Raw genomic sequence first — 14,406 nt, 5'->3', positions numbered from 1 at the left:
TAGTGGCAAACCGGAAGCGAGTGACTTCCCAACGGTCATAAGGTCTGGATAAATACCGTCGAATTGTTGAATTGACCACCATTTACCAGTACGTCCCATCCCTTGATTGACTTCATCAATCGCAAATAAGATGCCGTGTTCGTGGGCAAATTCATATACTTTCTTTAGGTACTTTTCTGGTGCTTTGACGATTCCACCATCACCTTGAATTGGTTCAATCAAGATGACCGCAACTTCGTCAGCAGGTAAATATGTATCAAATGGTAGCTTAAATTCTTCAAACATGCGGTCTACGAACTCATCTTCTGTTTCATATGATTCGCGGTACCATGGACTTGGAAATGGCACTTTGTAGAATCCACTCATTAATGGTCCCATCTTACGATTCATGTTCAAACTAACGCCAGAAGCACTCATTGAACCATATGTAGAACCGTGATATGCTCCAGTAAAACTAACAACATCTTGGCGACCGGTGTATCCGCGGGCAAACTTGATTAGCGCGTCATTGGCGTCTGATCCAGAGTTCCCCCATGACAATTCAGCCGGTCCATCGATTGGTGCTAAATCGGTCAATCGTTTGGCCAGTTGGGCTGCCGGTAAATTAGCGAAGTATGCCGGAGTATATTGGATTAACTTTTGAGCCTGTTTGGTGATTGCATCAACCACATGCGGATGGCTATGACCAGTATTGGTTGAGGATGCGCTCGCTAATAAATCAATGTATTCGTTTCCTTCGACGTCCGTTAAAATCGCACCCTCACCCGATTCAATTACCATATCAAAGTACTTGATACGTGAAGCTGATGCGAAACTTTCGTCTTCGTCATGCAAAATTTCTTGATTTTTCATATTGAACACCTCATTCCATATATTTATTAGAAAACGATTAATTTCTAATCGTTTTCTAATTTAATTGTCATTAATTATAGCTTACTGATTAAAGTTGTCAACATGTGGATAACTGAACTGAAGGTTACATTTAGGTTAAATCCGTCTATTTAGCTTGATATTTCTGTATTTACTGGTAAATTATTATATATATATGAGAATTTTTTTACATTCCCGGGAGGAAACGATATGAAAAAGAAAGTCGCCGCTGCATTTGCAGCTGTAGGTGCCGTATTTTTAATCGGTACTACCGTCCATGCATCCGCTAAACAAACATACACTAACCGAAGCGAATTCGTTAATGTCTACAAATATGGAAAGTTACGTCACGGTCGTCACACAATGATGAGATACCGTTACTTCAAGAGAATTGGCCACATGCACGTGGGTAACCGCGTTCGTTTCAATGGATCAAACTTCCTATTCTTACCAAAACTAGGTGGTTATGTTCCTGAATACCAATTAAAGCTTGTAAAGCCCGTTAAAAAGGTTAAAAAAGCTAAGAAGGTCGTTGTAAAACCTAAAAAGACTACTACTAAAAAGAAAAAAGCTACCAAAAAAGTTAAACGCATGGTTATCGCCGATACCAGCGCTTCAGGTTTCAGCCTAAGCAACCGTATGCTTGATGATTCAGCAGTTGCTCAAACAAAGCAAAACGTTACTGCTCCTAAGCAACAAGCAGCTCAAGATGTTGTAAAACCTAAACAAGAAATAGTTAAACCTGAAGAATCAAGACGTTCATTCATCGATCAACACGATGATTTCAATCAATCACATGATAACGGTCAAAAGGTAACTCAAAACGTTACCACAGATGGTTCAGGTGCTGCTCTAAGCAATAACAGTGCAGCTGCTACTACCACTTCATCAGTAAGTGACGGTGCAACTACTACCTTTTCTACAACTAGTACCGCATCAAACAACAAATAAGTAACCAACAAAAAAAGCGTTGAATTTAATTCAACGCTTTTTTATTTTGTAAATCATTAATGTTGTAACGCTGTGTGGCATTTCCAGACCACGGGAATGCGTACACAACTCCTAATACTTTTCTTTGTTCAACAAATCCCCAATAACGGCTGTCATTTGAGATTGATCGATTATCACCTAAAACGAAGTACATCCCTTTAGGGACAACCTTTTCATCTTGGTCATCTACCCATTTTTCTTTGGATAACTTGGTAATATCCCAGTTCTTAATGACATCAGTTTGAAATTTGTAGCGTGTTCCCACGCTCACCTGTTGCTTACTAATATAGTTTTGCTTATAGAGCTTGTTATTGATGTATAGCTTCCCGTTTTTATAAACGATTTTATCGCCAGGCATCCCAACTACACGCTTTACGTAGTATGTAGTGGAGAGTTTGGTAGGATCCTCGCCGAACGCATCAAAAACAATCACGCTATTGCGTTTAATCGCTGCTTGTTTCATCACCAAGACTCGTTGTCCCGTATGTAAGTTTGGGTCCATCGAATGACCATCAACCTTAACTACGGTCGCAAAACTCTTGATAGCAAACCAGGCCAGTACCAAGAATAACAGGTAGATAACCCATGATAATAAACTCTTTTGTTTCGCAGTTAATTTCATGGATTAAATTCCCCTCTACTTAGCTAAATCATTAACGTTATGACGGTGCTTAGCAGTACCTGACCATGGGAATAACTTGGCTACTCCCAATACCTTAGATTTCTTTACGAATCCCCAGTAACGACTATCGTTTGAGATACTTCTGTTATCACCCAATACGAAGTATTCACCCTTTGGTACAACCTTTGCATCTTGGTTGTACACCCATTTAGAGCTAGATAGGCTTGAGATGCTCCAGTCTTTGATTTGATTGTTAGTATCGAAGTATCTAGTACCAACACTTAGTTCTTTTTTGCTGATAAAACTTTGATCAACAACCTTGTTGTTAACGTATAACTTACCATCTTTGTATGAAACGGTGTCACCTGGTAGACCGATAACACGTTTTACATAGTAATCCTTGGCAGTAGCGGAAGGGTCTTCGCCATGGGCATCGAAAATGATAACACTGTTACGTTTAATGTCGGCTTGCTTTAATACCAACATCTTTTCTCCATTGTACAGGTTAGGATCCATTGAATGACCGTCAACGGTTGCCATCGTGATGAAATGGACAACTGTTAAATAAATTCCTCCTAATACAACTAGGTAGATTAGCCAGCTAAGGCATTCTCTTAAAAATTTGTTTTTAGTATTTTTGGTAGATTTTTCCATTTTTTCGTTGCTCCTAATTTTGATAATCCCATTGTATCATTATTTCACAATTTGTTTTAAATAATTTCCTTGTGATAATTCGTACTTATAAGTATAATTTAATTGTTAATATTTTAATTATATGATAAAGGGAATGACGAGTATTAATAAAATCGGAAAACTTAAGATCCATAAAAATATTCTTGCTGCATTTCTGGTGTGGTTTTTAATATCTGTCTTATGGGGAATCTTCAACATCAATATGGAAGCAATGTCACTACATATTATTTTAAAGACAAACTTCCTTTCAGCTTTACCACAAATGCTAATCTTTATCGAGGTTGCAGTCTTATACGCAATCATTTCAATGTTGCGTACCAGAATCTTCTTAGCATTTTTGTCCATTTATACCGTCTATATAGATGCTTTAAACATGTCAGCAGTAATTATATACATAATATACGGAAACTACTTCTATGCTATTTTTTGGGCGTTTATGTGGATACTACTAACTACATCCATCATTTGCTTCACTATATCTGCAAATCACTCTATTTTAAAACATAGATTAGTAAAGATTAATCAACAAAAATCATCTGAATACTTTAAGTATCAATTTAAACTACTTAAAAATGTTTTAGTTCCAGGAATTATCTCATCATTCCTATATACCATTTTAAATAGCTGCATTCGATAATAAAAAAGCCGTCTAAACAATGTTTAGACGGCTTTTGTTTTACCTATTTTTTGATTTTAGCGATTTTACCTTGTTGGATGTAAACACCTAAGATGGCAACATCTGAAGGGTTAACCCCTGAAATTCTAGAAGCTTGAGCCACAGTACGTGGTCTAATCTTTTCTAGTTTTTGACGAGCTTCGGTAGCTAAACTGTCGATTGCATCGTAATCGATGTCATCCGGAATTTTCTTAGCTTCCATCTTCTTCATACGAGCAACATTTTCTTCGGCCTTCTTAATATATCCGGCGTACTTAGTTCTGATTTCAACTTGTTCTACCACACGACGACCTAATGGCTTTTCAGCAGGTTCGATGAACTTCAACAATGTGTTGTAAGTTACGTATGGACGACGTAGGAATACAGATGCCAAGATACCATCCTTAAGTGGCTTGTCACCGTGAGCTTCAACGAATTCGTTTACTTCATCACTTGGTTTGATACGAGTGTGATCTAGACGGTCTAGTTCCTTGATAACGGCTTCTTTCTTTTCTAGGAACTTGTTGTATCTTTCGTCTGAAATTAGACCTAATTCGTGACCCTTTTCAGTTAGACGGAAGTCAGCATTATCGTTTCTTAGAAGTAGACGATATTCGGCACGACTGGTTAGTAAACGGTAAGGTTCGTTAGTTCCCTTAGTTACCAAGTCATCAACTAACACACCGATATATGCTTCGTTACGTTTTAGAACCATTGGGTCCTTACCTTGGGCACGTAATGCAGCATTGATTCCGGCGTATAGTCCTTGTCCAGCAGCTTCTTCATATCCTGAAGTACCGTTGGTTTGACCGGCAGTGTATAGGTTCTTAACAATCTTAGTTTCAAATGTTGGTTTTAATTGGTAAGGTGCTACGACATCGTATTCAATGGCGTAACCAGGTCGCATCATTTCAGCGTGTTCTAGTCCAGCAACACTGTGTAACATATTTTGTTGTACTTCTTCTGGAAGAGAAGTTGAAAGACTATCACAGTAGTATTCGTTTGTTTCACGACCTTCAGGTTCCAAGAATACTTGGTGTCTGTTCTTGTCAGCGAAACGAACAATCTTATCTTCGATTGATGGACAGTAACGAGGTCCAACCCCTTCGATCACACCAGTAAACATAGGTGCACGGTCTAGGTTGTCACGAATGATTTGATGAGTGTGTTCGTTAGTATAAGTTAACCAACATGATAGTTGATCCTTAACTGGAATGTACTTGTCATCAGGAGTTTCAAAACTGAAGTGGTTAACTTCTTCATCCCCTGGTTGTTCTTCTGTCTTAGAGAAGTCAATTGTACGACCGTTAACACGTGGAGGTGTACCAGTCTTGAAACGTTTCAATTCGAAACCTAATTCTTCTAGGTTTTCTGACAACTTCAATGCAGGTTGTGAGTTGTTTGGACCTGAAGAGTATCTTAGTTCACCAATGATGATTCTTCCACGAGCTGCTGTTCCGGAACAAATAACAGTAGTCTTTGAGTAGTACTTAGCACCTGTGAAAGTCACGATACCCTTGCAGACACCGTCTTCAACGATTAGTGAGTCAACAATTCCTTGTTTTAGATCCAAGTTAGGTTGTTTTTCGATAGTTTCCTTCATCGCACGGTGGTAAGCGTGCTTATCAGCTTGTGCACGTAATGCACGAACAGCTGGCCCCTTACCAGTGTTTAGCATTCTCATTTGCACATAGGTCTTATCGATATTTCTACCCATTTCCCCACCTAGTGCATCGATTTCTCTAACCACAGTTCCCTTAGCTGGTCCACCAAGTGATGGGTTACATGGCATAAATGCGACCATGTCCAAGTTGATTGTGATTAGCATTGTTTTATTTCCCATTCTGGCTGAAGCAAGCGCAGCTTCACTACCAGCATGACCGGCACCAACGACGATAACGTCGTATTCACCGGCATCGTATTGGATATTTTCTTCGCTTACGATTTGGCTCATTTGTTTTCCTCCATTAAAAATGTTTCACATGAAACAATTAACTATTTTCCTAGACAGAATTGGCTGAATAGTTGATCTAATAGCTCACCGTTGTAGCTATCACCGGTGATTTCACCAAGTGATTCCCAACATGCGTGCATGTCCATTTGAACTAAATCAACCGGTAGACCTTCATCCAATCCGTTAATTACGCTGTTTAATGATTCTTTGGCATTGTGTAACAAACTAACGTGTCTGGCGTTTGTAACCATAACGTCGTTTTGTGAACTTTGAATTCCTTGGGTAAAGAATAGCTTAGCAATCATTTCCTCAAGTGGTTCAGTTCCATTGTCTTGAATGGCAGAAGTAGTAATCACGTTTTCTGCACCGACTAAGCTCTTAACTTCATCAACATCGATTTGTTGAGGCAAGTCGGTCTTGTTCAAGATTACGATTCGTTTGGAATCGTTAGTTAATTCGATTAATTGACGATCTTCATCAGAAAGTTTTTCAGAGTAGTTCAATACCAATAGCACTAGGTCTGAACTTGCGATGGCCTTTCTTGAACGTTCCACACCGATTTTTTCAACCTTATCTTCGGTTTCACGGATTCCGGCGGTATCGACTAATTTCAAAGGAACACCCTTAACGTTAACGTATTCTTCCAACACGTCACGTGTGGTTCCCGGAACATCTGTAACGATGGCCTTATCTTGGTGTAACAAGTGGTTTAAGATACTTGATTTACCAACATTGGGACGACCAACGATAGAAGTAGCAAGTCCATCCCTTAGAACTTGTCCCTGCTTGGCAGTTTCTAGTAGTTTTTCAACCTTAGCTTTTAAATCAACCGCATTTTCCTTCAATAACTTAGAAGTCATAACTTCGGCATCGTCATATTCAGGGTAATCGATGTTAACTTCGACATTTGCTAAAACGTCCAAAATTTGTTGTCTAAGCGTTCTAATTAGTCTTGAAAGGTTTCCTTCAAGTTGGCTTTCAGCAGCCTTCATAGAGCGGGTAGTTTTGGCGTCAATAACATCCATGACCGCTTCTGATTGTGAAAGGTCAATTCGTCCATTCAAGAATGCACGTTTGGTAAATTCACCCGGTTCAGCAAGACGGGCACCATAACTTAAAATCAATTGAAGAATGGTGTTAGTGGCTAAGATACCACCGTGACAGTTAACCTCAATAACGTCTTCACAAGTGTAAGTCTTTGGCGCTCTCATTACTGATACCATTACTTCGTCGACGTCTTCTTTAGTGTCTGGATCAAAGACGTGTCCGTAATTAATGGTGTGTGAGGCAACCTTGTTTAAGTCCTTGCCTCGATAAATTTTACTAATTACCTTTAAAGCGTCATCCCCACTAATTCGAACGATGGAGATTCCCCCTTCACCAGGTGGTGTTGAAATCGCTGCGATTGTATCAAAATCTGTAGTCGTTGCCATGTTCCTCTTCCTTTCTTAATTATCAAAATCCGTTTTGTGGTCTAGCGCACAAAAAAAGTGCCCACTCCACGCCAAAAAAACTCAGCATGGATAAAGCACTTTGACTACTTCATCTATCTCTGATAAGAATGATACTTTATATAATAAAAACTTTATCCGATTTTGTCAATTTATATGACTATCCTTGTGGTTCTATAACGACCGCACGGTAAGGTTCGCGACCTGATGAGAATGTGTTGACGTATAGATTGTCTTCTAGTTGGTTATGAATAACCTTTCTTTCGAAAGAAGGCATTGGATCTAAGTATACCGGTTGTCCTGTAGCGACCGCTTCTCTAGCTGTTTTTTCAGCCAATTTCTTCAAAATTTCAGTACGGCGGTGACGGTAATCGGCTGTATCTAGTTGAATTGATAAACGGCTGTATCCGATGTGATTCAAGTAGATTTGTGCCAAGTTTTGTAAAGCATTGATGGTTAGACCATGTTTACCGATTAATAGACCTTCTTGTTCGGTCTTGAAGTTAATACGAGCGAACTTTCTGTTAATAATCTTAGGTTGTAATTCGGCTGAAACGCCCAATTCTTCGATGATTGGCTTCAAATAAGCCACTAAATCTTCCATGGCTTGTTCATTTGAATGATGACGTTTCTTTGTTTCAGTTGTTTCTTCTGGTTGATTGTTAATCTTAATGTTTTTTGTTGGTGTTGCTGCGATTTCTTGAGAGTTTGATGCATTTTCATTGTTTTTAACGTCAATTTCGACGATTGCATCACGTTTTCCGATTCCAAAAAAGCCTTTACGGTTTGTTTGAACAATGTTGATATCAGCATTGCTCTTATCAACGTTTAGTGACTTTAGTCCTTCCTCGATCGCTTCACTGACTGTTTTAGCAGTAAATGTTGACATGTTGGGACTCCTTTTAAAAATAAACTATGTTATTAATAATATCACAAACTAGCGGTCCAATGATACACAAAAAAAGCGTCTGATTATAAAATCAGACGCTTTTTATTATTTACGACGAGATTTTTTAGCTTTGCGAATTGCTTTTTCAACATTACGCTTGTGTTGTTTTTCAGCACGTAGCTTTTCTTCTCGTTCTCTTTGAATCTTCCAAGGGTTTTGAATAAACAATGTTTGTACAGCTTGGAAGGCATTTGTTACTACCCAATAAATTGAGATCGCAGCAGGAATATTTAGTGCCATGAAGAAAATGATAACGGGCATTCCGAACATCATTCCCTTTGTCATCCCATTTTGCTCAGGTTGTGACTTCATTGCTAGCCATGAACTAATGAAAGTAAATACGGCGGCTAGAACCGGCATAATAAAGTATGGGTCTTTGTGTCCTAATTGTAACCATAGGAAATGACCTGACTTCAAAATATCTGTACGCCAGATAGCTTGGTATAAGGCCCACAAGATTGGTAATTGAACTAATAGTGGCAAACAACCAGCGACAGGGTTAACACCCGCTTCAGCGTAAAGCTTTTGTTGTTCTTCACGAAGTAACTTAACAGTTTCAGTATCCTTTGATGAATACTTCTTTTGAAGTTCCTTTAACTTAGGTTGTAGTTCTTGAGTCTTCTTCATACTCTTGGTTTGATAGATCATCAAAGGCAAGATAATGATACGAACAATGATGGTGAAAGCAACGATACCCATTCCGTAGTTAGAACCGAAGAATTTGGCTAACCAAATGATGGCTCTTGAGAAATTAAGTACGATGACTCCATCCCATAGACCGGTACTGTGTGAAGTAATTGGTTTATTACTACATGCAGTCAAGAAAAATACCAATCCTAAAATTGAAGTAAGTGAAAGATACTTTTTAAATTTTTTCATTAGTCTTCTCCCTCAACATAATCAGAATCAAGCAAGTTTGCTAATTTTAAAACATGCACCATATTCTTCTTAACTTCTTCCATTGATAATTGATCTGCTCTTGGACGAGCGATAACCAAGAAATCAACGTCTTGTCTTAGATATGGCTTTAATTCAGTCAAACTTTGTCTAACTCGTCTTTTTACCCAGTTCCTGTGAACGGCATTCCCAATCTTCTTACCAACTGAGATACCTACTCTAAAATGGGGTTGATCAGGCTTTTCCATTTGATAAATGACAAAAGTCCGATTAGCAACTGAATTATGTTTTTCAAAAACATTTTGGAATTCTGCTTCTTTTTTGACGCGATATGACTTACGCATAATCCATCTCCATTAAATTTTGTTCAATATAATGAAAAAGACCACTGAATGGTCAGTGGTCTATACAGTCAATGACTTTCTACCTTTTTTACGACGGCGAGCTAAAACTTTACGACCGTTGCTAGTGCTCATACGACTACGGAAACCGTGAGTGCGTGCGTGCTTACGTTTCTTTGGTTGGTAAGTTCTCTTCATTACTAACCCTCCCTTATATATTTTGTATGTTTCTTTTCTATGTCAAATACATTTCCTAAACATAATACCATAAAAAAATTAATGATGAAACATAAAAATCAAATTCTTTCCCTAAAGGGATCCATTTTTTATCCACATTTTAATTTGTTTCATACACATTTTGATATTTTTCTTGTTGATTAAAATTTTGCAATTAACAGGCTTTTCCACAAGTTTTCCACAAGTAAACAGCCTGTTATTAGAATTATTCACAAGTTGTGCATAACTTTTTGTTTTTATTGATATATCGGTTATACTTACCTGTGGATTATTAACAATTTTCTGTGGAAAACTAAAAAATGAGAGATTTTTAATCGACTTATCAACAGGGTGTGGAAAATGAAATCAACAGGGTGTGAAACAATTATACACAAGTAAATGTGCTTGTGGAAAACTTTTTTTTAAAATGGTAAAATTACTAAAGATTTTTAACGGGAGGAAATGATTCATGGATAAAGACTCATTATGGGAAGCAATCAGTGAAGCTTTTGAAAAAAATTACTCCACTACAACCTATTCAACATGGATTGCTACAGTTAATCCCATTAGCTTAGTCGGAAATGAGCTAACGCTTGAACTTCCATCTCCTCTCCATCGTGATTATTGGGAAGATAAGTTAGAAGACTCTTTAGTAGAGTATTCATACCAAATAACTAAAAGAGATATCGTTCCAAAATTCGTTGTTGAAGGAGAACTTGGTAGTTCAGCTAAGAAAGATGATTCTATTAAAGAGAATTCTAGCAGCGCAAATGACAATGAATTCTTACAAAACAGTCATCTAAATCCTAACTATACATTTGAATCCTTCGTTATCGGTAAAGGTAACCAAATGGCGCATGCAGCGGCGCTAGTTGTTTCCGAAGATCCAGGAAAAATGTATAACCCACTTCTTTTATACGGAGGTGTTGGATTAGGTAAAACCCACTTGATGCACGCAATTGGTAACAAGATTCTAAAAGACAATCCAACTGCAAACATTATGTATGTAACTAGTGAGTCATTCACCAACGATTTCATTAATGCGATTCAAAATAATGAAACCGAAGCATTCAGACAAGAATACCGAAATGTTGATGCACTGCTAGTTGATGATGTTCAGTTCTTCGCTGATAAGGACGGAACTCAAGAAGAATTCTTCCATACTTTCAATGATTTGTATGAAAATAAAAAACAAATTGTTTTAACTTCTGATCGTTTACCAAAGGAAATTGCCAAGTTGCAAGATCGTTTGATTTCTCGATTCGCCTGGGGACTTCCGGTAGATATTACCCCTCCAGACTTAGAAACAAGAATTGCTATCTTGCGTGCTAAAGCAGAAGCAGATGGGATTCAAGTTCCCCCAGATACGCTTAATTACATAGCTGGTCAATTTGATTCAAACGTTCGTGAACTGGAAGGTGCACTATCTCGTGTACATGCATTTGCTAACTTCAAAAAGCTTCCAATTACAACTGACTTAGTTTCAGAAGCCCTACGCGGCCTTAACAATGGTGATTCCAAACCCGAAATTACGGTTGAAAACATCATCAAATCAGTTTCAAATTACTACAACGTTTCTATAGACGATTTAAAAGGGAAAAAACGTGTCAAAACAATTGTTATCCCTCGTCAAATAGCGATGTATTTAAGCCGTACCTTAACTAATAGTTCTCTTCCAAAGATTGGTAACGCCTTTGGCGGTAAGGATCATACAACTGTTATCCATGCTTACGATAAAATAGCCGATGCAGTTCAATCTGATTCAACAATCAAAGAACAAATCCAAGAACTAAAGGAAACATTAGAGAGATAGAGGTGTGGAAAAACGTGGTAACTTATCCACAAGTTATCCACATGTGCAAAACTTTGTGTCCGTAAGAGTAAATTGAGTTTTCCACAGTATACACAGGCCCTACTACTACTGTTTTAACTATATATATTAATTAATATTAAATACTACATGCGAGGAGACTTTCAAAATGAAATTTTCAATTAAACGATCAGCATTCATTCAAGGAATAAACATGGTTTCAAGAGCAATTTCATCAAAAACCACTATTCCTATTTTGACTGGTCTAAAGTTAAGTGCATCAAACGAAGGTTTGATCTTAACTGGTAGCAATGCTGATGTTTCTATCGAAACTGTTATTGACAGAAACGATGCAGATAACGAACTAATCATCGAAGAAGAAGGTTCAATCGTTTTACCTGCTAGATTCTTTAGTGGAATCGTTAAGAAATTACCTAGCGATAAAATGACACTTTCTGTTGCAAATGGTTTCCAAACTGAAATCACTTCAGGAACCTCATCATTCACTATCAATGGTTTAGATGCTGCTGATTACCCTCACTTACCTGAAATCGAAAACGATAACGAAATTTCATTATCAGGTGACGTGTTCAAGGAAATCATTAACCAAACTGTTATCGCAGTATCAAACCAAGAAAGTCGCCCTATCCTAACTGGTGTTCACTTTGTGCTAAAAGACGGTACTTTATTTGCTGTCGCAACTGATTCACACCGTCTAAGTCAACGTAAAGTTGCACTACCAGATAACCAAGGCGAATACGACGTTATCATTCCTGGTAGCAGTCTTTCAGAATTATCAAAGATGATCTCAGACGATACTGAAAACGTTAAGATGAAAATCACCGAAAACCAAGTTCTATTCACTATTGGCAACACTTACTTCTACTCAAGACTTCTTGAAGGAACATACCCTGATACTTCTAGATTGATTCCAAAAGATTCAGAAACTAATGTTCAATTCGATGCCTATGAACTACTTGGCGCGATTGAAAGAGCTTCTCTTCTATCTCACGAATCAAGAAACAACGTTGTTAAGCTAACTATCAAGGCAAATGTTAAACAAGTAACCATCTCTGGTAACTCTCCAGACGTTGGTAACGTTGAAGAAGAAGTTGAAAGCAAGGAAGTTGCTGGAAATGACTTAGAAATTTCCTTTAACCCTGATTACATGAAGGACGCCCTACGTGCCTTTGGACACTCAATGATCAATGTGTCATTCACATCATCACTACGTCCATTCACCCTTGTTCCTTCTGAAGATGCTGAAAACTTCATCGAATTAATCACCCCAGTACGTACTTTCTAGGGATTTTAATAATTCATCTAATAAAACGCGACCCCCGTCTAATAAAGGGTCGCGTTTTTTTAATTTACGAATTAATAATTGTTTGAAAATTTGTCATTTTAGTCTAAGATATATTAAAAGGAGGGGTTTGCATGTCTAAGATAAAGTCAATCCAGGACTGGACCTACAACAACGGATTAGATTTCACATATCTAAGTGATCCGAAAACAATTCAATACTTAACTGGGTTTTACAGTGATCCGGTAGAGAGGGTATTAGCATTAATCGTATTTCCTGAAAAGGATCCGTTTATGTTTGCACCCGCATTGGAAGTAGAAGCAATTAAAGATACTGGTTTTCCATATGATGTTTATGGATACTTAGATCATGAAAATCCATGGCAAAAGATTGCTGCTCATGTCCAACAAAGAGTGGCAACACCAAAATCAGCAGGAATTGAAAAAGAAAGTCTAACAGTTGCTCGTCTAGAAAATTTACACAGAGAGTTGCAAGATGTAACTTTTGAAACTGACGTCACTGATTACTTGAACACAATGCGTTTGATTAAGACTCCAGACGAAATCGAAAAGTTAAAGGAAGCGGGTAAAGAAGCTGATTTTGCTTTTGAAAAAGGTTTCGCAGCATTAAAAGCAGGGAAGTCTGAAAAATCAGTCGTCGCTGAATTGGAATACGCACTAAAGCAAAAGGGTGTCATGGAAATGAGTTTTGATACCTTAGTTCAAGCAGGGGCACATGCTGCTGAACCACATGGTGCAACCTCCGATAATTTAGTAAAAGAAAATGAAATGGTGCTATTTGATCTAGGAACAGTGCATGATGGATACATCTCAGATGCCACAAGAACTGTTGCCGTAGGTGAAATTAGCGACAAACAAAAAGAAATCTACGATGTCTGTCTAGAAGCTCAATTAGCTGCGATGGATTTCGTTAAACCAGGTGTAACAGCCGAAGAAGTCGATAAGGTCGCAAGAGACATTATCGAAAAGGCGGGCTATGGAAAATACTTCATTCACCGTCTAGGCCATGGGATGGGGATGTCTGAACACGAATTCCCATCAATCATGGAAGGAAACAAGATGGTTCTAAAGCCAGGAATGTGTTTCTCAATCGAACCAGGAATTTACGTTCCAGGATTCGCTGGTGTCCGCATCGAAGATTGCGTTTACGTAACCGAAGATGGATGCGAACCATTTACCCATACACCTAAAGAAATTAAATATTTATAAAATAAGACCCCTTAGAAAGTTATCTAAGGGGTTCTTTTTGCGTTTAAAGTGATTTTTTTAGGATATGAGCGATTTTGGCATGGATTTAACAAACTAGTAAGCACTTTTATATAATTGCTTAGAAAGGCGAAAATCAGCTTATAAACTATACTTTTGACGTCCAAAAGGGTATAATAATACATAGGAAAAGGTGGGTGAAGTTTTGAAAAAGAATGTTTTCATCGATACCGAATATATAACATTAGGTCAGTTGTTGAAGGAAGAAGATATCGTATCTTCCGGTGGTCAAGCTAAGTGGTATTTGAAGGACCATGCAGTGAAACTAAACGACGAACCTGAAGATCGTCGTGGTAAGAAATTATACGACGGGGATAACGTTGAAGTTATTGATGTTGGTTTGTTTTTTATTCGCAAAAAGTAGGCTTT

The 14,406-nt window shown here is 37.9% G+C and carries 15 protein-coding genes; 6 read left to right on the top strand and 9 right to left on the bottom strand.

Going from position 1 to position 14,406, the window contains the following annotated elements:
• Nucleotides 1-852: aminotransferase class III-fold pyridoxal phosphate-dependent enzyme (locus KTJ72_RS06075; protein ID WP_217304379.1), on the bottom strand; the 852-nt coding region annotated here is incomplete at its 3' end.
• Between the two features lie 228 nt (nt 853-1,080).
• Between KTJ72_RS06075 and KTJ72_RS06070 the strand changes: the two genes are divergently transcribed.
• Nucleotides 1,081-1,821, top strand: coding sequence for a hypothetical protein (locus KTJ72_RS06070; RefSeq protein WP_217304378.1), 741 nt, complete (start codon nt 1,081-1,083; stop codon nt 1,819-1,821).
• 25 nt (nt 1,822-1,846) lie between these two features.
• Here KTJ72_RS06070 and lepB (KTJ72_RS06065) read toward each other — a convergent pair whose 3' ends face one another.
• Complete coding sequence (lepB, locus tag KTJ72_RS06065) at nt 1,847-2,482, bottom strand: signal peptidase I (protein WP_217304377.1); 636 nt, start codon at nt 2,480-2,482, stop codon at nt 1,847-1,849.
• A 15-nt stretch (nt 2,483-2,497) separates the two neighbouring features.
• Entirely contained in the window at nt 2,498-3,136 is a 639-nt protein-coding gene (gene lepB, locus KTJ72_RS06060) for a signal peptidase I (RefSeq protein ID WP_217304375.1), read from the bottom strand.
• A 241-nt stretch (nt 3,137-3,377) separates the two neighbouring features.
• Between lepB (KTJ72_RS06060) and KTJ72_RS06055 the strand changes: the two genes are divergently transcribed.
• Complete coding sequence (locus tag KTJ72_RS06055; protein WP_143441319.1) at nt 3,378-3,812, top strand: hypothetical protein; 435 nt, start codon at nt 3,378-3,380, stop codon at nt 3,810-3,812.
• 43 nt (nt 3,813-3,855) lie between these two features.
• On the opposite strand, the gene mnmG is transcribed toward KTJ72_RS06055, so the two are convergent.
• The 6 genes from mnmG to rpmH form a co-directional block, all read right to left on the bottom strand.
• Nucleotides 3,856-5,784, bottom strand: coding sequence for a tRNA uridine-5-carboxymethylaminomethyl(34) synthesis enzyme MnmG (gene mnmG / locus KTJ72_RS06050; protein ID WP_217304374.1), 1,929 nt, complete (start codon nt 5,782-5,784; stop codon nt 3,856-3,858).
• 41 nt (nt 5,785-5,825) lie between these two features.
• Complete coding sequence (gene mnmE / locus KTJ72_RS06045; protein WP_217304372.1) at nt 5,826-7,217, bottom strand: tRNA uridine-5-carboxymethylaminomethyl(34) synthesis GTPase MnmE; 1,392 nt, start codon at nt 7,215-7,217, stop codon at nt 5,826-5,828.
• Between the two features lie 178 nt (nt 7,218-7,395).
• Nucleotides 7,396-8,124 carry an RNA-binding cell elongation regulator Jag/EloR gene (gene jag, locus KTJ72_RS06040; protein WP_041152677.1) on the bottom strand — a complete coding sequence of 243 codons (729 nt, stop codon included), beginning with the start codon at nt 8,122-8,124 and terminating at the stop codon, nt 7,396-7,398.
• 105 nt (nt 8,125-8,229) lie between these two features.
• Nucleotides 8,230-9,063 carry a membrane protein insertase YidC gene (yidC, locus tag KTJ72_RS06035; RefSeq protein ID WP_034530614.1) on the bottom strand — a complete coding sequence of 278 codons (834 nt, stop codon included), beginning with the start codon at nt 9,061-9,063 and terminating at the stop codon, nt 8,230-8,232.
• On the bottom strand, nt 9,063-9,425 hold the full coding sequence (gene rnpA, locus KTJ72_RS06030; RefSeq protein WP_034530615.1) for a ribonuclease P protein component: 363 nt from the start codon (nt 9,423-9,425) through the stop codon (nt 9,063-9,065). Before rnpA ends, yidC begins: the two co-directional genes overlap by 1 nt.
• 60 nt (nt 9,426-9,485) lie before the next feature.
• Nucleotides 9,486-9,620: a 50S ribosomal protein L34 gene (gene rpmH, locus KTJ72_RS06025; protein WP_034530627.1), complete on the bottom strand. Its 135-nt coding sequence runs from the start codon at nt 9,618-9,620 to the stop codon at nt 9,486-9,488.
• A gap of 487 nt (nt 9,621-10,107) precedes the next feature.
• On the opposite strand from rpmH, the gene dnaA reads away from it, so the two are divergent.
• From dnaA to yaaA, 4 genes are all read left to right on the top strand, one after another.
• Nucleotides 10,108-11,451, top strand: coding sequence for a chromosomal replication initiator protein DnaA (gene dnaA / locus KTJ72_RS06020; protein ID WP_094750776.1), 1,344 nt, complete (start codon nt 10,108-10,110; stop codon nt 11,449-11,451).
• A gap of 166 nt (nt 11,452-11,617) precedes the next feature.
• Nucleotides 11,618-12,754: a DNA polymerase III subunit beta gene (gene dnaN, locus KTJ72_RS06015; RefSeq protein WP_034530629.1), complete on the top strand. Its 1,137-nt coding sequence runs from the start codon at nt 11,618-11,620 to the stop codon at nt 12,752-12,754.
• A 131-nt stretch (nt 12,755-12,885) separates the two neighbouring features.
• Nucleotides 12,886-13,980 carry a M24 family metallopeptidase gene (locus KTJ72_RS06010; RefSeq protein ID WP_053791242.1) on the top strand — a complete coding sequence of 365 codons (1,095 nt, stop codon included), beginning with the start codon at nt 12,886-12,888 and terminating at the stop codon, nt 13,978-13,980.
• Between the two features lie 202 nt (nt 13,981-14,182).
• The gene (gene yaaA / locus KTJ72_RS06005) at nt 14,183-14,401 is read left to right on the top strand and encodes a S4 domain-containing protein YaaA (RefSeq protein ID WP_171819640.1); all 219 of its coding nucleotides are present in this window, start codon (nt 14,183-14,185) and stop codon (nt 14,399-14,401) included.
• Nucleotides 14,402-14,406 lie beyond the last annotated feature (5 nt).

The sequence above is a fragment of the Apilactobacillus waqarii genome, from assembly GCF_019061205.1.
Taxonomy (GTDB): Bacteria; Bacillota; Bacilli; order Lactobacillales; family Lactobacillaceae; genus Apilactobacillus; species Apilactobacillus waqarii.
Note: the sequence above shows the minus strand (reverse complement) of the source record. Positions and strands in the feature narration are given on the sequence as shown.